Source organism: Streptomyces sp. NPDC055103 (genome assembly GCF_053607625.1).
On record NZ_JBSGTX010000028.1, the window covers coordinates 15,244 to 32,917 of the forward strand.

The following is a 17,674-nucleotide window of genomic DNA, read 5'->3' on the forward strand; positions in this document are numbered from 1 at the left end:
GCTCTTCCGCCGCTCAGGCGGCGGTCGTCACCTGTCCCGCCGTCAGCGGCCGGTGCGGGGCGATGATCTGCCCGTCCGGCAGGAGTTCGCCGGTGTCCTCGAAGAGCAGGACGCCGTTGCACAGCAGGCTCCAGCCCTGTTCCGGGTGGTGTGCCATCAGTCGGGCCGCCTCCCGGTCGTTGGAGTCGGCGGTGGGACAGGCAGGCTGGTGCTGGCACATGGGTGGGTTCTTTCGCTGCGTCGTGGTGGATGCCTTGCGGCTCTTCGCGCTCATGGCCGCCCCCGTCGGTCGGTTCGGTTCCGGTCCCAGTCTTGCCCCATGGACGGTCTTCCGCAGGTATTTCGCGGCAGCTCGTCCTCTCCGGGGAAGACGCGTCACCCGCAGGGGCGGTTCGGGTCAACTGCACCGTCTCTTCGGGTGGTTCGGGGTGGCCCGAGCGGGCTAGTCCGTATGGGCAAGGTGTTCGGGACGGGCGTTCGGGCGCGGTTCTCGGACAGCAGTGCGCCCCGTGACCCGGTCGGGCCACGGGGCGGGGAGCCACGTGCGGTGGATCAGGCGGGCGCCGCCGAGCCCAGGAGGGGCGGCGGCGCGAGACGCGTACTGAGCACGGGCAGGAGGTCGGCGACCTGGTAGGGCCGGTGGGCCGCGATCCCCGGCGGTGCGGGAGCCAGGGGCACCAGGAGGTCTCCCGAGGCCGGGGCCGCGGTCGTGCCGTCCGCCTCCGGGTTGGCGTGCAGCCAGAGCGTCAGCATGTAGAGCTCCGGTACGGAGAGCAGCCGGGGCTGGTACGCGGTGGGCAGCGCCTCGGCGTGGAGCAGGGCCCGTTCCGTCGCGGTGACGTACGGCCCCTCGAGGAAGTGCGAGAAGGTCCAGCCGTCCGGGGTGAGCATGGTGTCCGCGGCGGCGATCGCCCGCTCGCCGTTCCGGATGAGGAACCGCCAGCCGGTGAGCCGGGTGCGGGGTGACCGCCCCGGTGCTCCCGTGACGCCGAGGACGTGGACGGGCAGGGGGAGTTCGGGGCTCAGTGGTCCCTGCGCGGCCCGCAGGGCGGGGGTTCGCGCCTCGCGGACGGCGGTCGGTGAGCCGAGGGCCGCGAGGACACTGCGGAGGGCCGGCGCGGGGGCCGGGGAGGGTCGGAGCATGGTGGGTCGCCTCTCGCTCAGGAGACACGGTGATGCGTGGGCAGGTACGACGGCGCTGTAGGCGGCGCGGCCAGAGAGGGGCCATGGGGCCATGGCCGCGGGCACCCACACTCTGCCTCGTCCGCGGAGTTTATACGACACGTGTTCACAGAGTGTTTCCGCTAGACGTCGTCGATATTCCCGGCAAGGCGACATCAAGCCTTATTCCGGGGGCTGTTCAAGCGGAATCATGACGGCCGTGCGGCCCTCACCTGCGTATTCCTCGCCGAGTCGGACGGCTGAATTCCGATCCCCGGCCGCAAGACAATAAGACATTGGTATATGTCGACTGTGTCATGCCTTTGGGATGTGCCGGTGGAGCGCTCCTTCCAGCCTATCCTCCGGCGACTCCGTTCCGCAGGCGTTGTGGATCAGCGAGGTGGGCATCATGGTCCGTGACGCGCGGCCGTCGTCGCGGCTGCCCACGGTGGGAGGGACGGCTTCGATGGGGGAGAAGGTCGACGCGGACGGGTTTGGCCCGGCCGACCGGCAGCAGTACCGGCGAAAGCTCCAGCAGTGTCTCGCGGGGCTCGCGAGGCTGCTGGCGGAGAAGAGGTTCGACCGGCCCCGCAATCTCATGGGACTGGAGATCGAACTCAATCTCGCCGGCGCCGACGGACTGCCCCGGATGCTCAACGCGCCGGTTCTGGAAAAGATCGCGAGCTCCGATTTCCAGACGGAACTCGGATTGTTCAATCTGGAAGTGAACATCGCTCCGCACCGGCTCGGCGGCAGGGTATTCGACCGGCTCGCGGAAGAGATCGGGACCAGTCTTGGATATGCCGACCGCAAGGCCGGGGAACTCGACGCCGGCGTCGTCATGATCGGCATACTCCCGACGCTCGCCCAGAGCGACCTGGTCTTCGAGAACCTGTCGGCCGCCGACCGCTACACGCTCCTCAACAACCAGATCCTCGCCGCCCGGGGCGAGGACTTCACCCTCGACATCCACGGGGTCGAACGGCTCCAGTGCACCTCGGAGTCGATCGTTCCGGAGGCCGCCTGCACCTCGGTCCAGCTCCACCTCCAGGTCACACCGGCCCGGTTCGCCGCCGTCTGGAACGCGGCGCAGGCGGTGTCGGGCGTCCAGATCGCCCTCGGTGCGAACGCGCCCTTCGTCTTCGGCCGTGAGGTGTGGCGCGAGTCCAGGCCGCCGCTGTTCCAGCAGGCCACCGACACCCGGCCGCCCGAGCTGCAGTCCCAGGGCGTCCGGCCGCGCACCTGGTTCGGGGAGCGGTGGGTGGACTCGGTGTACGACCTCTTCGAGGAGAACCTCCGCTACTTCCCCGCGCTCCTCCCCATCTGCGACGAGGAGGACCCGCTGGTCGTCCTCGACGAGGGCGGCGTACCGAAGCTCCAGGAACTCGTCCTGCACAACGGCACGGTCTACCGCTGGAACCGGCCCGTCTACGGCTGGGTCGACGGGGTCCCGCACCTGCGCGTGGAGAACCGGGTGCTGCCGGCGGGGCCGACGGTGACCGATGTGATCGCGAACGCGGCGTTCTACTACGGGCTCGTGCGTTCGCTCGCCGACGACCCGCGGCCGGTCTGGAAGCGCATGGCCTTCGAGGACGCGGAGGCCAACTTCGACACCGCCTGCCGTCACGGCATCGAGGCGGAGCTGCGCTGGCCCCGTGCGGGCCGCGCGGGCGGTGTCGCGACCCTGCCGGCGGTACGACTCGTCCTCGACGAGCTGCTGCCGCTCGCCGCGGCCGGGCTCGACGCCTGGCACATAGAGCCGGCGGACCGGGACTTCTACCTCGGGGTGATCGAGCAGCGCTGTCTTCGGAAGGTGAACGGCGCCTCCTGGCAGGCCGACACCTTCCACCAGGCGCTGGAGTCGGGCCTCGACCGGGAGGCGGCGCTCGCGGCGACCACCCGGCGCTACCGGACGCTGATGCGCGAGGGTGAGCCGGTGCACACCTGGCCTGTGGGGATCGGCTGACGACGTTCGGCGACTCGCTGGTCCGTCGACTCGTCGGTCTGTCGATGTGTTGGTCTGTCGACGTGTTGGTCTGTTCCCTTGCCTGCCCTGCGGATTGCGAGATCCGGGCGGCATGACCGGGCGTGGGTGATCATGTCAAGGTAGTCGTGGCTGGATGCGACTGCCGGAACGGCATGGGTCCGCGGCGGGGAAGTGGAGACAGGTGTGGTGTCGGAGCAAGACGTGAGGGACGCTTCCCTGCCCCCCGGAGGCCTGCCGCGCAAGGTGCTGCGCTCCGAGACCCTCATCGTGCTCGCGCTCTCGCTCGGCGCGAGCGGGGTGTCGTCCCTCATCAGCTTCGTCGGATCCCTGACCAAACCGGGGTCGCTGAAGGAGCAGGCGGCGACGCTCAACGGTTCGTACGCGCTGGGGCGGCCGTGGCTCGACCTGTCCTGGCAGCTCTTCGGCATCGCCTCGGCGCTCGTGCCGGTCGTCCTCGTCGCCCATCTGCTGATGCGGGAGGGCGCCGGGCTCCGGGCCATCGGCTTCGACCGGACCCGGCCATGGACCGACCTGGGGCGCGGGACGCTCGTCGCGGCCGGGATCGGGAGCGCCGGGCTGGCCTTCTACCTGGCGGCGCGGGCGTCCGGGTTCAACCTCACGGTCGTGCCGGAGTCCCTGCCGGACGTGTGGTGGAAGTACCCGGTGCTGATCCTCTCGGCGATCCAGAACTCCGTCCTGGAAGAGGTCATCGTCGTCGGCTATCTGCTGCGCAGGCTCGGGCAGTTGGGGTGGACACCGATGGCGGCCCTCGTCGCGAGTTCGGTGCTGCGCGGCTCGTACCACCTGTACCAGGGGATCGGCGGCTTCCTCGGCAACGTGGTGATGGGCGTCGTCTTCGTCCTGCTGTACCGGCGCTGGGGGCGGGTCGGACCGCTCGTCGTGGCGCACGCGCTGCTCGACATCGTGGCCTTCGTCGGATACGGGCTGCTGGCGGGGAAGGTGGGCTGGCTGCCCACCGGCTGAGGTGATGCGGGGGAGGCGGGGGCGGTGAGGGAGCGAGGGGCGTGTGGCTTGGCCGTACGCCCCTCCCTCCTTTCGTCAGGCGTGCAGGTGGCCTTCGATGACCGTCACCGCGTGGCCGGTCAGCAGGGTGCGGTCGCCGCGCAGGCCGGTGCGGACGAGGCCGGTGCGGGCGCCGCCCTGGAAGCCGGTGAGCTCGTCGCGGCCGAAGCGGGCCGACCAGAAGGGGGCGAGCGCGGTGTGGGCGCTGCCGGTCACCGGGTCCTCGTCGATGCCGACGGCGGGAAAGAAGCCGCGGGAGACGAAGTCGTAGCCGTTGCCGGGGTCCTCGGCGGGGGCGGTGACGATGATGCCGCGCGAGGAGAGGCTCACGAGGGCGGCGAGGTCCGGGTCGAGGGAGCGCACGGTGGTCTCGTCGCGGAGCTCGACGACGAGGTCGCCGATGTGGGCGGCCGTGTCGTGGACGGCGACGACCTCGGCACCGAGCGCCTTCTCCAGGCCGTCGGGGACCGGGACGGGGGTGAGGGAGGACGTCGGGAAGTCCATCGTGATGGTGCCGTCCTCGGCGGCGGTGGCGCCCAGGACGCCGGACCGGGTGGCGAAGCGGACGCTGCCGCTCGCCGTGCCGGTGGTGTGGAGGACGTGGGCGGTGGCGAGCGTGGCATGGCCGCACATGTCGACCTCGGTGGTCGGCGTGAACCAGCGCAGGGCCCAGTCCGCCTCGCCGCCGGCGGGCAGGGGGTGGGCGAAGGCGGTCTCGGAGAGATTGACCTCTGCCGCGACCTTCTGGAGCCAGGCGTCCTCCGGGAAGGAGTCGAGGAGGAGGACTCCGGCCGGGTTTCCTGAGAAGGGCTGGTCGGTGAAGGCGTCGACGATTCGGATCCGCATGCCGATGACCGTACAAGGTGCGGAAACGCGCGGGCCAAGGCCAATCGCGGATCATTGGACCGGGTCCGTCACAGGGGAGACAGGACCATGAGGACCTCGTCACGGTCGTCGCCCGGGGCCAGCCGGAGGGCTCCCGGCCAGCGGCCGGCCTCCTGCCAGCCGAGGCGGCCGTAGAACTCCTCGAGGCCGACGCCACCGCGTGCCGCGAGCCGCAGCTGTTCCAGCCCCATGTCGTCCCGGGCGATCACCCGGGCCTGCCGCACCAGACCCGCTCCGATGCCCTGGCCCCGTACGTGGAGGCGGGTCTGGACGTGGTGCAGCGTGCCCCAGTGCGCGACCAGGGGATGCGGGTCGCGGCGGAGGTTCAGCCAGCCCGCCACGGCGCCGCCGACGGTCGCGACGACCAGGCGGCTGCTCGTCGGGTCGAGGCCCATGACGATGCGGTCGACTGCCGCGGCGACCTCGGCGGGATCGACCGGCGGGAAGGGGAATCCGGCGCCGCCGCCGGCGTCGCTCACCTCGGTCCAGCACGCGGCGAGAGCCGTGCGGAGAGCGTCGGTCGCCGCGTCGGGGGCGGTGAGCTGGGTGTAGCGGGGGGCGTTGTCGCCGGTCAGGCCCGTGGTCATGGACGTGATCATGGCAGGGCTCTCGTGGGCCTCGCCCGCCGGGGTTCGTCGGTCGGTCCTGCTTGGTGGCCGCCTGGGATCACGGGGGCCACGCGTGGTGGCCGGAGCGGAATCCGGTGGATCCCCCGCCGAGGGGAAGGCGCAATCCGGCGGGAATCGCGTGGAGGGGGAGCTTGTTTGGACGTGTTCGCGTGTGCCGGGTGTGGCACGGACCTGACGGCGCCGGTGTCCCGCGTCGCCCTCCCCGTCCACGCCCACCACGGAGGCTGGGAGGAGCTCCATCCTCCGTTGATGGGGCCCGCGACGTACGCCGTCGACCCCCGGCCCACCGGACGCGTGTACGCCCCGGTGCACTCCGCCAAGACGTCGGCGTCCCGGTAGTAGAGCGTGACAGCGGTCGACCACCTGGGTGCGGCCACCGCCCGGAAGTCGGCACGCCGGGTCAGGGCGCCATGTCGTGTTTCGGTCTGCAGCGCCGGGCTGGTGAACCCCTGGGCTTCCATGGTCTCGACCGCCTGCTGGTGGCTCATGCCGAAGCGCAACGGCCCCACGCTTGCGAACGGGGTGTAGTCCCACCGCACCCGCTCGACCTCGTCGACAACCTGCCACACCCGGCATCACCTCCCTCACTCCGTAGCCCGCGCCATGCCGAGGACTCAGCACCCTACAACTCGGAGTCGGGGCCATTGAGGCGGATGACTTCGGCCGGATGAGGCCGGCTGCTCGTGAAGCGCGCCATCGACCCTCCCTGAGAAGACCGCCCGGTCGTCGGCCTTCGCCGAGGCAGATCCACATCGGTGCAGCTTGCCCGAGACGACGTCCACCTTCACGGAGGCAAGTCGCGGACGCGCGCGTGTTCGTTGTTGCTTGGCGATCGGTTCCGATATATCGTTGAGGTATCGCGACAGTTCAATGAGGTAATCCCGATGGAAGGAGCGTTGCGATGCGTTCACATGGACACGAGTACGGAAACGGACACGGAGCCGGGCGTGGGGCCTGCGGCCCCGGGGGTCGGGGGGACTTCGAGGGGCGGCGGGCCGCGTTCGGGCCGTTCGGGCCCGGGTTCGGGGGTGGTGGCCCCTTCGGGGGTGGGCGCGGGCGTGGTGGCGGGCGGGGGAGGGCGCGGCGCGGTGACGTGCGTGCGTCGATCCTGGCGCTCCTCAAGGACCGTCCCATGCACGGCTACGAGATGATCCGCGAGATCGGCGAGCGCAGCGACGGGGCCTGGAAGCCCAGTCCCGGTTCGGTCTACCCCACCCTCCAGATGCTGGAGGACGAGGGGCTGATCACCAGCGCGAGCGAGGGCGGCAAGAAGCTGTTCACGCTCACCGACGCCGGGCGCGCCGAGGCCGAGGAGGGGCCGGAGGCTCCTTGGGAAGAGGCCGGGCGCGGGGTCGACTGGGAGGCCGTGAACGAGATCCGGCAGGCCGGCTTCGGTCTGATGGAGGCCTTCGGCCAGGTCTGGAAGACCGGCACCGCCGAGCAGCGGCAGAAGGCCGTCGGCGTGATCAACGAAGCCCGCAAGAAGCTGTACCTCATCCTGGCCGACGAGGCCTGATCGGCGCGAGTGAGTGTGAAGGGCCCCGCGGTCGGTGCGACCGCGGGGCCTTCCTCGTACGTCCGGTCAGGCGACCAGGCCCGAGAGCTTGCGGAGCGACTCCGTCAGTGCCGCCGTCGCCGAGTCCTTGAGCTTGCCCGCCATCAGCGAGACCGCCGCACCGGCGAACCCTCCGTCGATCCGTACCGTCGTCGCGTCCCCGTCCGGGGCGAGCGAGTAGCGCGTGGTGACGGTCACCCCCATCGGGCCCTTGCCCTTGATGGCGAGCGCCCGGTCGGTCTCCAGCTCCTCGACCGTCCACAGCACCTCGGCGGGGAACCCCATCAGCTTCATGTTCTCGGTGAAGGTGGCGCCCGTCTCCAGGGCCGCGGGGCCGCCGCTCGGGAAGCTGGTGTGCGTGGCGTTCCACTCGCCGTACGAGGAGAAGTCCGTGAGGCGCGCCCAGACCTTCCCGGCCGGCGCCTCGATCCGTGCCTCCGCGCTGACTTCGGCCATGCGACCACCCCTTCAGGCGTGCCAACTGGTTCCGGTGTCGCGGAACGTAGTCGGGTGGGCGCGAACATTCAATACTGATGAACCATCAGTTCTGCCGCCGCCGGCCCCGCGCCGTCGCCGATCCACCAGATCTCGGCCGAGTCGAAGCAGTCGGAGGCGCGCGGCCCCCCGTCCTCCTCGTGGCAGTGGAACGCGGCCCAGAACAGGTCGGCCGGCAGCGCCTCCCGGGGTGCGTACACCCGGTACACGTACTGCCGTCCGTCGCGCGCGAGCAGAGCCACCATCCAGAACACGTTCGGAAGACGAACGGCAACGGGCCCGCGGTTGCGCGGGGGGCGCGATGCAAGTCGGCGCGCGCCCCTGGAGGCGAACGCGGGCAATCTCATCCGTAAGGAGGAGGAACCGTGCGCCTGTGCCCAACTCCGGTGGGATGCGGACATGCTTCTCTCCGCTGATGTCCCGGCCGTCCCGGCCTGATGAGGTGGAAGGGTGCACCGTCCCGTTCCTCGCCCGCAGCCGCTCCGGCAGTCTCTTCCGCAGTCCGTCGCCCCGCGTGCCGAGCTCGCGTCCTTTCTCACGCCCTCGCTCGCGGCCGTCGTGGCGGGCGCGCGCCGCAGAGCCCTCCGGGACGGGGACCGCCAGATCGACACCGCGCACCTCCTGCACTCGCTCATCGAGTCGGACCCGGAGGTCGGGGCCGTCTTCGAGAGCGGGCATCAGCTCGCCCGCGTCCTCGGCTACCTCGCCCAGCGGTCCATCGGCTACGGCCTGCGCTGGCAGCGCTCGGTCGAGGAATCCGGCGCCCGGCGCCTCCTGCCCGCCATGCGCGAGGCCGAGCCTCGAAGCGGCGACGATCGAGCCTTCGGCTGGTCGCCTGCGGCGGCCACCGCCCTGGAAGGCGCCTTCCGGCAGGCCGCCGGACGCGGGGACGAACGCGCCCGCGGGCTCGATCTGCTCGTCGGGGTCGCCGCCGATCCCGAGAACCGGGCCGTCGAGGTGCTGCGGAGGGCCGGGGTCGATCCGGTCGCGCTGGTCGCCCGTGTCGATGCCCACGTCGATGCCCGATGCGATGCCCGTTTCGACGGGTGGAGCGAGGGTGGGGGCGAGGGCGGTACGCCGAGTGGTGGTGAGGTCGGTAGTGAGGGGCGTGTCGAGCTCTTGGGCGGGCGGTCGTCTCAACAGGTGTGACGGGGGTTACGCCCCTGACCGCGTCCTGTCATGATGGCCCGATGCACGCGTCTCAGGGGAGAAGCGCCGGCCTGGGACTTGCCCTGGCCTCGGCCTTCGCATTCGGTGGTTCAGGTGTGGCGGCCAAGCCGCTCATCGAGGCGGGACTCGACCCGCTCCATGTGGTGTGGCTCCGGGTCGCCGGCGCCGCGCTCGTGATGCTCCCGGTGGCCTGGCGCCACCGGGACCTCCTGCGCCGCAAACCCGCCCTCCTCGTGGGCTTCGGTCTGCTCGCCGTCGCCGGTGTCCAGGCTTTCTACTTCGCCTCGATCTCCCGCATCCCCGTCGGTGTCGCGCTGCTCATCGAGTACCTCGCCCCGGCCCTCGTCCTCGGCTGGGTGCGCTTCGTCCAGCGCCGGCCCGTCACCCGTGCCGCGGCGCTCGGCGTCGTCCTGGCCGTCGGCGGCCTCTCGTGTGTCGTCCAGGTCTGGTCCGGGCTGAGTTTCGATCTCGTCGGTCTGCTCCTGGCCCTCGCCGCGGCCTGCTGCCAGGTCGGCTACTTCGTCCTCTCCGACCAGGGGGCCGACGAGGCCGAGCAGGCCGATCCGCTCGGAGTCATCGCCTACGGGCTGCTCATCGGCGCGCTCGTCCTCACCGTCGTGGCCCGGCCCTGGGGCATGGACTGGGCGATCCTCGGCGGCAGCGCCGACATGGACGGGAGCAGCGTGCCCGCGTGGCTGCTGCTCGGCTGGATCGTGCTGATCGCCACGGTCCTCGCGTACGTCACCGGCGTCATCTCGGTGCGCCGGCTCTCTCCGCAGGTCGCGGGGGTCGTGGCCTGTCTGGAGGCTGTCGTCGCGACCGTCCTGGCCTGGGTGCTGCTCGGCGAGCACCTGGACGCGCCGCAGATCCTCGGCGGAGCCCTCGTCCTGGTCGGGGCCTTCATCGCGCAGTCCTCGACGCCCAAGGCGCCGCCGTCCGATCCGGTGGCGGCCTCCGGGGGTGGTGCCGCGAACGACTCCGGGAGTGATGCCGGGAGTGACTCCGCGAGCGATTCCGGCAGTGGCTCCCAGGGCGGAGTCGTCGGGCGGGACGAAAAGGAGTTGTCGGTGGGGCGGACCGCCCCCTAACGTGCCGCTCATGCACGTGATCGTACGTTCGACGCCGCCGCCGCCCGCCTCCTAGCGCGCGCGGCGACTTCTTCTGACGAGGGCCCGGCTCGGGGGCGCGGATCTCCGCCCCGAGTGGTTCGTCGCTGTCCGCGCGCGGAGCGAGCGACCATCCTTCCCTCTTCCTCCTCGGAGAAGTCACGTGCCGAACTCCTCGGAATCCGCCCTGCCCGTCGGGCGGAGCCTCCTCTATCTGATCGTCGCCGGGATCGCCTGGGGCACGGCCGGTGCCGCCGCCTCGCTGATCTTCCGCGTCAGCGACATGGGCCCGCTCGCGCTCTCCTTCTGGCGCTGCGTCGGCGGGCTCGTCCTGCTGCTCGGCGCGCTGGCCCTGCGGCCCCGCCGCGCCGTCGCCCGCATCGCCGGGGAGCCGCGCGGCCGGCGCACGGCCCGCATCCTCGGTACGGGGATCGGGTTCACGGTCTTCCAGAGCGCCTACTTCGCCGCCGTCCAGGACACCGGGCTCGCCGTCGGCACCGTCGTCAGCCTGGGCGCGGGACCGGTCCTCATCGCCGTCGGCGCGCGGCTGACCATGGGTGAGCGCCTCGGCCGCGCCGGACTCCTCGCCGCCGGCGGGGCGCTCGCCGGTCTCGCCGTCCTCGTCCTGGGCGGCGGCGCCGCCCAGGTGCGGCCGCTCGGTGTGACCCTCGCCGTCGTCTCGGCGGCCGGGTACGCCGCCATCACCCTGCTCACCCGGTGGCTCGGGCGCGACGGCGGTGCGACGGACGCCCTGTCGACCACCACCTGGGCCTTCGCGATCGGAGCGGTCGGGCTGCTGCCCCTGGCGGTCGCGGAGGGACTCGTACCGCACACCGAATCGCCGGTGCGGGTCCTCCTCCTGCTGGTGTACGTGGCGGCCGTGCCGACCGCCCTCGCGTACGCGCTCTACTTCGCCGGTGCGGCCGTCGTCCGGGCCTCCACCGTCTCCGTGATCATGCTCCTGGAGCCGGTGAGCGCGGCCCTGATCGCCGTCTCGCTCCTGGGCGAGCGGCTCACCGGAGCGGTCGTCCTCGGCACCCTGCTGCTGCTCGCCGCCGTCACGGGCCTCGCCTTCGCCGAGGCGAGGACGGTGGCCGTACGGCGGCGGGAGGCCGTAGCGGTGTAGGCGTTGTAGGTGGTGGTGGTGCGGGGGCTCGGGCTACTGCGCGGTGCGTCGGCGCAGCTGGTGGGCTCGGGCGGCGAGGTCGCCGGGGCCCGCGCGCTCGGCCAGCCGGTCCGCGATCCGCTCCTGGACCTCCGGCGGCTTGTTGCCCGCGTACTTGAACTTGGCCCGTACCTCCGTCACCTCCAGGTTCAGGACGCGGATGCCCGAGAGGAGGCGGCCGAACGGTTCTTCCCGAGCGGCCGCGAGGGCGGTGGCACCGTCCGGCTGGAAGTGGGCGACCTGGCGGTTGAGGAGCTCGGCCTTCTCCGCCGGGTCGTCGACCACGTGCGCCGTGCACCGCAGCTGGACGGCCGCGTAGTACGACGTCGGGGTTCCGTGCTCGGGCGCCGTGCCGTCGGCCACCGTCCACGGACCCGGCGCGAAGACGTAGTCGTCGACGACGCTCAGGAGCACCGTCGGGCTCGCCTCCAGGGCGCGCCACAGCGGGTTGGGGCGGGCCAGGTGGGCGAGGGCACGGCCGTACGGGCCGGGCCCGTCCTCGTACCGGAAGTGCATCGGCTGCACCCACGGCGGTTCGCCGGGCAGGCCGTTGACGGCGAGCTGGCCGAAGTCGTGGCGGGAGAGCCAGCCGCGCCACTCGCTGTCGTCGAGGGGGGCGTCCCAGGGGTGGATCAGCATCGTGGGTGCTCCTGTCCTCAGAGAGCGGCGAGGTAGTCGGGCAGGGCGACGGCCGGGTCGAGGCCGTCTGCCGGGACCGGGGTGCCGTGGACCGTGCGGACGGGGACCACGCCCGTCCAGTAGGGGAGGTCGAGGTCCTCCGCGTCGTCGTTGGGGCCGCCGGCGCGGACCTTCGCGGAGACCTCCTCCAGGTCGAGCCGGATCACGGCGGTGGCGGCGAGCTCCTTGGCGTTCGCCGGCCGCGAGTCGCGCGAGCGGCCCGGGACGACCTGGTCGACGAGCGCGTCGAGGGCGGTACGCAGCTCCTCGGGGTCGGTGACCTGGTGGGCGGTGCCGTGGACGACGACCGAGCGGTAGTTGAGGGAGTGGTGGAACGCGGAACGCGCGAGCACGAGGCCGTCGACGTGCGTCACGGTCAGGCAGACGGGCAGGCCGGGGGCCTTCTCGCCGTCGCCCGCCATGCGCAGGGGCCGCGAGCCGGTGGAGCCGTGGACGTAGAGCCGGTCGCCGACGCGGCCGTAGAGCGTCGGGAGCACGACCGGCGCGCCGTCGCGGACGAAGCCGAGGTGGCAGACGGAGGCGGCGTCGAGTATCGAGTGGACGAGGGCCTTGTCGTACGACGCCCGGTCGCGGTTGCGGGTGGGGACGGTCCGGTCGGTCGGCGCGTAGGTCTCGGCGGCGGAGGTGGCGGACATTGCGAACTCCATTGCACTAGTGCATAATCATGTTTGTGCTAGGAGAGTATCGGATCGAAGGTCGTCGCGCATCGGACATCGCCGCCAGCGTCGAGCGCGGAGTCGGCGCGGGCGCCCTCGCGCCCGGCCAACTTCTTCCGCCCATGCGGGAATTGGCGCTGACACTGGGAGTGAACGCCAACACGGTCGCCGCCGCCTATCGCACCTTGCGTGAGCGCGGGGTCATCGAGACGGACGGCCGGCGCGGCAGCCGGGTGCGGCCACGGCCCGCCACGACCGCGCGCGGCTCGCTCCGTGTGCACGCCCCCGCCGGGGTCCGGGACGTGAGCACCGGCAACCCCGACCCCGCGCTGCTCCCGCCGCTTGCCGAGGCCTTCGCCGAGGTCGCGCGGCGGTACGCCGAGCTGCCCGGCATGTACGGAGAGGCTCCCGTCGACGAGGAGTTCGGGCGGCTCGCGCGGGCCGCCTTCGACGCGGACGGCGTGCCCGCCGGGCCGGTCGGTGTCGCCTCGGGCTCCCTCGACGCCATCGAGCGGGTCCTCGCGGCGCACCTCAGGCCCGGGGACGCCGTCGCCGTCGAGGACCCCGGCTGGGGCAGCCTGCTCGACCTCGTGCCGGCGCTGGGGCTGCGGCCCGTGCCCGTGGCCGTCGACGACGAGGGGCCGCTGCCGGACGGGGTCGAGCAGGCGATCCGGCGTGACGGCGCGCGGGCGGTGATCGTGACGGACCGGGCGCAGAACCCGACCGGGGCGTGCGTGACGGAGGAGCGGGCGCGTGACCTGCGGCGGGTCCTCGCCGCGCACCCCGACGTCCTGCTCGTGGAGGACGACCACGGGCACGGCATCGTCGCGCAGCCCCTCCATCCGCTCGCCGGGGTCACCGACCGCTGGGCGCTCGTGCGCTCGGTCGCCAAGGCGTACGGGCCGGATCTGCGGATCGCGGCCTTCACCGGGGACGCGGAGACCGTCGACCGGGTCCTCGGGCGGCAGCGGCTCGGCCCCGGCTGGGTCAGCCGGCTGCTCCAGGGGACCGTCGCGTACCTCTGGGCCTCGGGCGCCGTCGACCCGGCCACTGTCGCCCGCTCGTACGGAAAGCGGCGCGACGGGCTGGTGCGGGCGCTCACCCGGCGGGGCATCGAGGCACACGGACGCGTCGGCATGAACGTCTGGGTGCCGGTCGCGGACGAGACGGGCGCCGTGGCGCGGCTCATGGCCGAGGGCTGGGCGGTCGCGCCGGGCGCGCGCTTCCGGATGGACGCGGGGCCGGCTGTCCGGGTCACCGTCTCGGGCCTCGCCGTCGCGGACGTCGAGGCCCTCGCCGAGGCCGTCGCACGGGCGGCGGGACCGGCGCCCGCGCGGAGTTACGGGTGAGGGGTGAGGGGCGGGGGGTGGGTGTTGGGCGCGGGAGTGCGTGAGGGGGGAGGTGTGGGGCTGGGTTACGGGGTCTTCGCCGCCGGGGCCGCTGCCGGAGCCGTCGCCAGGGCGGTCGCCGGTGGTGGCGTTGTCGGGGCCGTCGCCAGGGCGGTCGCCGGTCGTGGCGTTGTCGGGGGCGTACGGCGGGAGGCGCGGGTCTGGGTGAGCGCGGCGCCCGCGAGGACGATCACCGCGCCGACCGGGGTGTTCCAGCTGAGCTGCTCGCCCAGGACGGCCACGCCCGCCGCCGTGGCGATGACAGGGATGAAGTACGTGACCATGGAGGCCGTCGTCGGGCCGACCTCCGCCACCACGCCGTACTGGAGCAGCATCGCGTAGCCGGTGCCGAGCGCGCCGAGCGCGATCACGGCGAGCAGCGGCACGACCTCCACCGATTTCGGCATCGAGGTGAACAGCGGGGTGACCACGGCTAGTTGGAGCGTCGCGAGGCCCACCTGCGAACCGGCGAGCGAGAGATGTGAGACGCCGGTGTCGCTCAGTGTCCTGCGGACGTAGATCCAGCCCACCGCGTAGCTGAAGGAGGCCAGCAGGGCCAGTGCCGTGCCGGTCACGTCGAGGCCGGAGAAGCCCTGCCACGCGCCGAGCACCGTGAGCACCCCCATGAAGCCGATGCCCAGGCCGGCGGCGCGGACCCGGGTCGGGCGGTCCTCGGAGAGCGCGACGAGCGAGAGCAGCATGCCCCAGAGAGGAGTCGTCGCGTTGCAGATGCCCGCCAGGGTCGAGGGGATCGTCAGCTCCGCGTACGCGAAGAGCGAGAACGGCAGTGCGTTGAGCAGGAAGGCCGCGACCGTCAGATGGCCCCAGACCCGGGCGCCGCGCGGCAGCCGGTCGCGCTTCACGGCCAGGGTGACGGCGAGCACCGCCGTACCGAACAGCAGGCGCCCGAACGTCACCTGGAACGGGGCGAAGCCCTCCGTGCCGACCTTGATGAAGAGGAAGCTGAAGCCCCATATGAGGGCCAGGGCGCCGAAACGGACGCGCCAGTCGAGCAGCCGGGTGCGGTGCGAGAGGCGCGAGGAAGTGGTGCGGGAGGCGGGGGCTGAGGCGCTGGGGAAGGTGGGAGAGGCGGGGGTGGTGGTGCGGGCGGGGGACGGACCGGGCGGGACTGCGGGGCTCATGCGCTCAGGGTGACGCCCCTCAACCCCTTAGGACAAGCGAGACTTCTTCGACCCCTCCCCTTAGTATCGCTTACATGTTGAATCTGGAGCGCCTGCGGACCCTCGATGCCGTCGCACGGCACGGCTCGGTGAGCGGCGCGGCCGACGGGCTGCACGTCACCACCTCGGCCGTCTCCCAGCAGCTGTCCAAGCTGGAGCGCGAGGTGGGGCAGCAGCTGCTCGCCAAGAACGGCCGGGGGGTGCGGCTCACCGACGCCGGTCTGCTGCTCGCCGAGCACGCCGCCCGGATCCTCTCCCAGGTCCAGTTGGCCCAGGCCGACATCGAGGCGCAGAGTGGCCGGGTCGTGGGCGAGGTGCGGCTCGCGGCCTTCCCGTCGGCGGCCCGGGGGCTCATCCCCGCCGCGCTCGCCTCCCTGACCGCCGCCCATCCAGAACTCCGTGTACGGACGACGGAGTTGGAGCCCGAGCCGGGGGTGCGCGCGGTGCTGCGCGGCGACGCGGACCTCGCGATCGTGCTGGACTGGAGCAACAAGCGGGCGCCCGTGCCGGGCGGCCTGGAGCGGGCGCACCTCCTGGACGACTCGGCGGACGTGGCGCTGCCCGCCGGGCACCGGCTGGCCGGGCGGGAGTCGGTGGACCTGGTGGACTTCGCCGACGAGGAATGGGTGTCCTGGCCCGAGGGTGAGTTCTGTCACGACTGGCTGATGTTCACGCTGCGCTCGCAGGGCATCGAGCCGCGCATCGGGCACCTCGCCGGCGAGCACCACACCCAGTTGGCGCTGGTGGCGGCAGGGCTCGGGGTGTGCGTGACGCCGCGCCTCGGCCGCCCGCTGCCGGAAGGCGTCGTCTTCGTGCCCGTACGGCAGAAGATGCGGCGGCACATCTACGCCACCTGGCGCGGTGACGCGGGCCGCCGTCCCTCCGTACGCGCGGTGGCCGCGGCCCTGCGAGCGGCGGCCGAGCCCCTCGGGAGCTGACGGCCGCCCCGCGACCACCCGGGTTCTAGATCTTGCGGAAGTCCCAGGACGCGACGGCCTCCGGGGTCAGCCTCGCCCAGGCGTGGCGGCCGTCGTGCGGCATCGATTCCAGACCGAAGTTCTTGGCGGCGAAGAGCTGTTCGGGCGCTTCGAGTGCGGGGCACGGCTCGCCGGTGCGGGGCGCCTCGCCGACGAACTCGACCGTCCCCGACAGCTCCACGCCCCGCAGCTCTCCGTACTCCTCGCCGTCGTCCACCACGACCGCGATCCTCGGGTCGGCGCGCATCTCCGCCCAACGGCGGCTGCGCGTCAGCGAGTACAACCACAGCGAGCTGCCGTCCCAGGCGAACCAGAGCGCGCTCACGTGCGGCCGGCCGTCGGCGGACACGGTCGCCACCCGACAGGTGCGCTGTTCGGCGAGGAAGGAATCGAGCTCGGCCGGGGTCATCATGATCCGGCGTCCATGGCGCTGTGCGACGGTCATCGTCCGCACCCTTCTGGATTTCTGATGAGACGTCAGAAAGCATGGAGGGCCATTCGCCCGCAGGCAAGGGGAGACCATGAGTGAGAGTGCGAGAGACCGGCTCAAGGAGTGGATCCGTCCGGACGGCGGGGTCGTACTCCTCACCGTCGAGTGCCAGCGGGGAGTCGTCGGCGCGCAGAGCGCCCTACCCGAACTCGCCGCCGTGGCGCGCGCGTCGGGCGCCCTGCGGAACGTGGCGCGGCTCGTGGCCGCCGCGCACGAGGCGGACGTCCAGGTGATCCACGCCGTCGCCGAGCGACGCCCCGACGGGCGCGGAGCCAACACCAACGCACGGCTCTTCCGGGCCGCCGCCCGGTTGCCGGTGCAGCAGCACAGCGGCAGCACGGCCGTGAGGATCGCCGAACCGATCGAGGTCGCGGAGGAGGACATCGTGGTCCGCCGCCTGCACGGGCTCTCGCCCCTCGCCGGCACGGACGTGGACGCGCTCCTCCGCAACCTCGGCTGCCGGACGCTGATCGTGACCGGCGTCTCCGCCAACGTGGCCGTGCCCAACGCCGTCTTCGACGCCGTGAACCGCGGCTACACGGTCGTCGTGCCGGGCGACGCCATCGCGGGCGTGCCGGCCGACTACACCCCCGCGATGATCCGGAACACCCTGGCCCTCGTCGCCACGATCACGACGACGGACGAGGTGCTGGGCTGCTGGAAGGCTCCCCGGCGTACGGTCCGCCCCGGAGGTCCCGTCAGCCGAGGCTGATCGCGTCGCCCACCACCTGGATCGGCATCGGCGGCAGCGGGGCGGTCGCCGGGCCGGACTTCACGCTGCCGTCCGACACGTCGAAGTGGCTCTGGTGGCAGGGGCACACGATCGCGCCGTCCTTGACCTCGCTGACGGCGCAGCCCGCGTGGGTGCACTTGGACGAGAAGGCATGGAACTCGCCGGCCTTCGGCTGGGTGATCACCAGGCCCTGACCGCCGATGACCTTGCCGCCGCCCACCGGGATGTCCCCGGTCCGCGCCAGGGTGGCGCCCGCCTGCTCCTCCGTGCCCTTGTCCTCGCCGCTGTCGCCGCCGCAGGCCGCGAGCGCCGCCGCCAGGCCCGCGGCGCCCGCCGCCGAGACCACCGTCCTGCGTGCCACTCCGCTCATGTGC

General features: G+C 72.4%; 21 protein-coding genes. 10 read left to right on the forward strand and 11 right to left on the reverse strand.

From position 1 onward, the window contains the following. Positions 1-13: 13 nt before the first annotated feature. Complete coding sequence (locus tag ACWFR1_RS19125; RefSeq protein ID WP_024756896.1) at positions 14-220, reverse strand: DUF5999 family protein; 207 nt, start codon at positions 218-220, stop codon at positions 14-16. A 332-nt stretch (positions 221-552) separates the two neighbouring features. Next, positions 553-1,143, reverse strand: a complete 591-nt coding sequence (locus ACWFR1_RS19130) for a hypothetical protein (protein WP_453552585.1) — start codon at positions 1,141-1,143, stop codon at positions 553-555. Between the two features lie 484 nt (positions 1,144-1,627). Between ACWFR1_RS19130 and ACWFR1_RS19135 the strand changes: the two genes are divergently transcribed. Continuing rightward, positions 1,628-3,127, forward strand: coding sequence for a glutamate--cysteine ligase (locus ACWFR1_RS19135; RefSeq protein WP_453552743.1), 1,500 nt, complete (start codon positions 1,628-1,630; stop codon positions 3,125-3,127). A gap of 222 nt (positions 3,128-3,349) precedes the next feature. Further along, on the forward strand, positions 3,350-4,132 hold the full coding sequence (locus ACWFR1_RS19140) for a CPBP family intramembrane glutamic endopeptidase (protein ID WP_453552587.1): 783 nt from the start codon (positions 3,350-3,352) through the stop codon (positions 4,130-4,132). Between the two features lie 75 nt (positions 4,133-4,207). On the opposite strand, the gene ACWFR1_RS19145 is transcribed toward ACWFR1_RS19140, so the two are convergent. Both ACWFR1_RS19145 and ACWFR1_RS19150 read right to left on the reverse strand, forming a co-directional pair. Further along, the gene (locus tag ACWFR1_RS19145; protein WP_453552589.1) at positions 4,208-5,017 is read right to left on the reverse strand and encodes a PhzF family phenazine biosynthesis protein; all 810 of its coding nucleotides are present in this window, start codon (positions 5,015-5,017) and stop codon (positions 4,208-4,210) included. 68 nt (positions 5,018-5,085) lie between these two features. Next, entirely contained in the window at positions 5,086-5,643 is a 558-nt protein-coding gene (locus ACWFR1_RS19150; RefSeq protein WP_453552591.1) for an N-acetyltransferase family protein, read from the reverse strand. Between the two features lie 177 nt (positions 5,644-5,820). Here ACWFR1_RS19150 and ACWFR1_RS19155 point away from each other — a divergent pair, with 177 nt between their 5' ends. Both ACWFR1_RS19155 and ACWFR1_RS19160 read left to right on the forward strand, forming a co-directional pair. Further along, positions 5,821-6,024 (forward strand): hypothetical protein, encoded by a 204-nt coding sequence (locus tag ACWFR1_RS19155; RefSeq protein ID WP_453552593.1) that lies wholly within the window; start codon positions 5,821-5,823, stop codon positions 6,022-6,024. Positions 6,025-6,586: 562 nt separating this feature from the next. Next, positions 6,587-7,201, forward strand: a complete 615-nt coding sequence (locus tag ACWFR1_RS19160) for a PadR family transcriptional regulator (RefSeq protein ID WP_453552595.1) — start codon at positions 6,587-6,589, stop codon at positions 7,199-7,201. Positions 7,202-7,267: 66 nt separating this feature from the next. Here the strand turns inward: ACWFR1_RS19160 and ACWFR1_RS19165 are convergent, their stop codons facing one another. Then, positions 7,268-7,696: a type II toxin-antitoxin system Rv0910 family toxin gene (locus ACWFR1_RS19165; protein WP_453552597.1), complete on the reverse strand. Its 429-nt coding sequence runs from the start codon at positions 7,694-7,696 to the stop codon at positions 7,268-7,270. A gap of 68 nt (positions 7,697-7,764) precedes the next feature. Beyond that, positions 7,765-7,989: a hypothetical protein gene (locus tag ACWFR1_RS19170; protein WP_453552599.1), complete on the reverse strand. Its 225-nt coding sequence runs from the start codon at positions 7,987-7,989 to the stop codon at positions 7,765-7,767. A gap of 196 nt (positions 7,990-8,185) precedes the next feature. On the opposite strand from ACWFR1_RS19170, the gene ACWFR1_RS19175 reads away from it, so the two are divergent. From ACWFR1_RS19175 to ACWFR1_RS19185, 3 genes are all read left to right on the forward strand, one after another. Continuing rightward, on the forward strand, positions 8,186-8,884 hold the full coding sequence (locus ACWFR1_RS19175) for a Clp protease N-terminal domain-containing protein (protein ID WP_453552601.1): 699 nt from the start codon (positions 8,186-8,188) through the stop codon (positions 8,882-8,884). A gap of 41 nt (positions 8,885-8,925) precedes the next feature. Continuing rightward, positions 8,926-9,993 carry an EamA family transporter gene (locus ACWFR1_RS19180; protein ID WP_453552603.1) on the forward strand — a complete coding sequence of 356 codons (1,068 nt, stop codon included), beginning with the start codon at positions 8,926-8,928 and terminating at the stop codon, positions 9,991-9,993. Between the two features lie 181 nt (positions 9,994-10,174). After that, the gene (locus tag ACWFR1_RS19185) at positions 10,175-11,137 is read left to right on the forward strand and encodes a DMT family transporter (RefSeq protein ID WP_453552605.1); all 963 of its coding nucleotides are present in this window, start codon (positions 10,175-10,177) and stop codon (positions 11,135-11,137) included. Positions 11,138-11,170: 33 nt separating this feature from the next. On the opposite strand, the gene ACWFR1_RS19190 is transcribed toward ACWFR1_RS19185, so the two are convergent. Together ACWFR1_RS19190 and ACWFR1_RS19195 are read right to left on the reverse strand one after the other, a co-directional pair. After that, complete coding sequence (locus tag ACWFR1_RS19190; RefSeq protein ID WP_453552607.1) at positions 11,171-11,815, reverse strand: FMN-binding negative transcriptional regulator; 645 nt, start codon at positions 11,813-11,815, stop codon at positions 11,171-11,173. Between the two features lie 17 nt (positions 11,816-11,832). Next, on the reverse strand, positions 11,833-12,510 hold the full coding sequence (locus tag ACWFR1_RS19195) for a pyridoxamine 5'-phosphate oxidase family protein (protein ID WP_453552609.1): 678 nt from the start codon (positions 12,508-12,510) through the stop codon (positions 11,833-11,835). 35 nt (positions 12,511-12,545) lie between these two features. Here ACWFR1_RS19195 and ACWFR1_RS19200 point away from each other — a divergent pair, with 35 nt between their 5' ends. Beyond that, positions 12,546-13,880 (forward strand): aminotransferase class I/II-fold pyridoxal phosphate-dependent enzyme, encoded by a 1,335-nt coding sequence (locus ACWFR1_RS19200; RefSeq protein WP_453552611.1) that lies wholly within the window; start codon positions 12,546-12,548, stop codon positions 13,878-13,880. Positions 13,881-13,945: 65 nt separating this feature from the next. On the opposite strand, the gene ACWFR1_RS19205 is transcribed toward ACWFR1_RS19200, so the two are convergent. After that, complete coding sequence (locus ACWFR1_RS19205) at positions 13,946-15,061, reverse strand: DMT family transporter (RefSeq protein ID WP_453552613.1); 1,116 nt, start codon at positions 15,059-15,061, stop codon at positions 13,946-13,948. Between the two features lie 74 nt (positions 15,062-15,135). On the opposite strand from ACWFR1_RS19205, the gene ACWFR1_RS19210 reads away from it, so the two are divergent. Then, positions 15,136-16,038 (forward strand): LysR family transcriptional regulator, encoded by a 903-nt coding sequence (locus ACWFR1_RS19210; RefSeq protein WP_453552615.1) that lies wholly within the window; start codon positions 15,136-15,138, stop codon positions 16,036-16,038. Positions 16,039-16,063: 25 nt separating this feature from the next. Here ACWFR1_RS19210 and ACWFR1_RS19215 read toward each other — a convergent pair whose 3' ends face one another. Then, positions 16,064-16,522 carry a pyridoxamine 5'-phosphate oxidase family protein gene (locus tag ACWFR1_RS19215; protein WP_453552617.1) on the reverse strand — a complete coding sequence of 153 codons (459 nt, stop codon included), beginning with the start codon at positions 16,520-16,522 and terminating at the stop codon, positions 16,064-16,066. 76 nt (positions 16,523-16,598) lie between these two features. Here ACWFR1_RS19215 and ACWFR1_RS19220 point away from each other — a divergent pair, with 76 nt between their 5' ends. Beyond that, complete coding sequence (locus tag ACWFR1_RS19220; RefSeq protein ID WP_453552619.1) at positions 16,599-17,279, forward strand: cysteine hydrolase; 681 nt, start codon at positions 16,599-16,601, stop codon at positions 17,277-17,279. Here ACWFR1_RS19220 and ACWFR1_RS19225 read toward each other — a convergent pair. After that, entirely contained in the window at positions 17,266-17,670 is a 405-nt protein-coding gene (locus ACWFR1_RS19225; RefSeq protein WP_453552621.1) for a Rieske (2Fe-2S) protein, read from the reverse strand. The genes ACWFR1_RS19220 and ACWFR1_RS19225 overlap by 14 nt on opposite strands. Positions 17,671-17,674 lie beyond the last annotated feature (4 nt).

Excerpts from the sequence above, each read along its gene's own strand:
- ACWFR1_RS19220 (WP_453552619.1), top strand. The coding sequence starts at position 16,599 with ATGAGTGAGAGTGCGAGAGACCGGCTCAAGGAGTGGATCCGTCCGGAC.
- ACWFR1_RS19135 (WP_453552743.1), top strand. The coding sequence starts at position 1,628 with ATGGGGGAGAAGGTCGACGCGGACGGGTTTGGCCCGGCCGACCGGCAG.
- ACWFR1_RS19205 (WP_453552613.1), bottom strand. The coding sequence starts at position 15,061 with ATGAGCCCCGCAGTCCCGCCCGGTCCGTCCCCCGCCCGCACCACCACC.
- ACWFR1_RS19165 (WP_453552597.1), bottom strand. The coding sequence starts at position 7,696 with ATGGCCGAAGTCAGCGCGGAGGCACGGATCGAGGCGCCGGCCGGGAAG.
- ACWFR1_RS19210 (WP_453552615.1), top strand. The coding sequence starts at position 15,136 with ATGTTGAATCTGGAGCGCCTGCGGACCCTCGATGCCGTCGCACGGCAC.
- ACWFR1_RS19215 (WP_453552617.1), bottom strand. The coding sequence starts at position 16,522 with ATGACCGTCGCACAGCGCCATGGACGCCGGATCATGATGACCCCGGCC.
- ACWFR1_RS19145 (WP_453552589.1), bottom strand. The coding sequence starts at position 5,017 with ATGCGGATCCGAATCGTCGACGCCTTCACCGACCAGCCCTTCTCAGGA.
- ACWFR1_RS19225 (WP_453552621.1), bottom strand. The coding sequence starts at position 17,670 with ATGAGCGGAGTGGCACGCAGGACGGTGGTCTCGGCGGCGGGCGCCGCG.
- ACWFR1_RS19160 (WP_453552595.1), top strand. The coding sequence starts at position 6,587 with ATGCGTTCACATGGACACGAGTACGGAAACGGACACGGAGCCGGGCGT.
- ACWFR1_RS19150 (WP_453552591.1), bottom strand. The coding sequence starts at position 5,643 with ATGACCACGGGCCTGACCGGCGACAACGCCCCCCGCTACACCCAGCTC.
- ACWFR1_RS19190 (WP_453552607.1), bottom strand. The coding sequence starts at position 11,815 with ATGCTGATCCACCCCTGGGACGCCCCCCTCGACGACAGCGAGTGGCGC.
- ACWFR1_RS19195 (WP_453552609.1), bottom strand. The coding sequence starts at position 12,510 with ATGTCCGCCACCTCCGCCGCCGAGACCTACGCGCCGACCGACCGGACC.
- ACWFR1_RS19125 (WP_024756896.1), bottom strand. The coding sequence starts at position 220 with ATGTGCCAGCACCAGCCTGCCTGTCCCACCGCCGACTCCAACGACCGG.
- ACWFR1_RS19130 (WP_453552585.1), bottom strand. The coding sequence starts at position 1,143 with ATGCTCCGACCCTCCCCGGCCCCCGCGCCGGCCCTCCGCAGTGTCCTC.
- ACWFR1_RS19180 (WP_453552603.1), top strand. The coding sequence starts at position 8,926 with ATGCACGCGTCTCAGGGGAGAAGCGCCGGCCTGGGACTTGCCCTGGCC.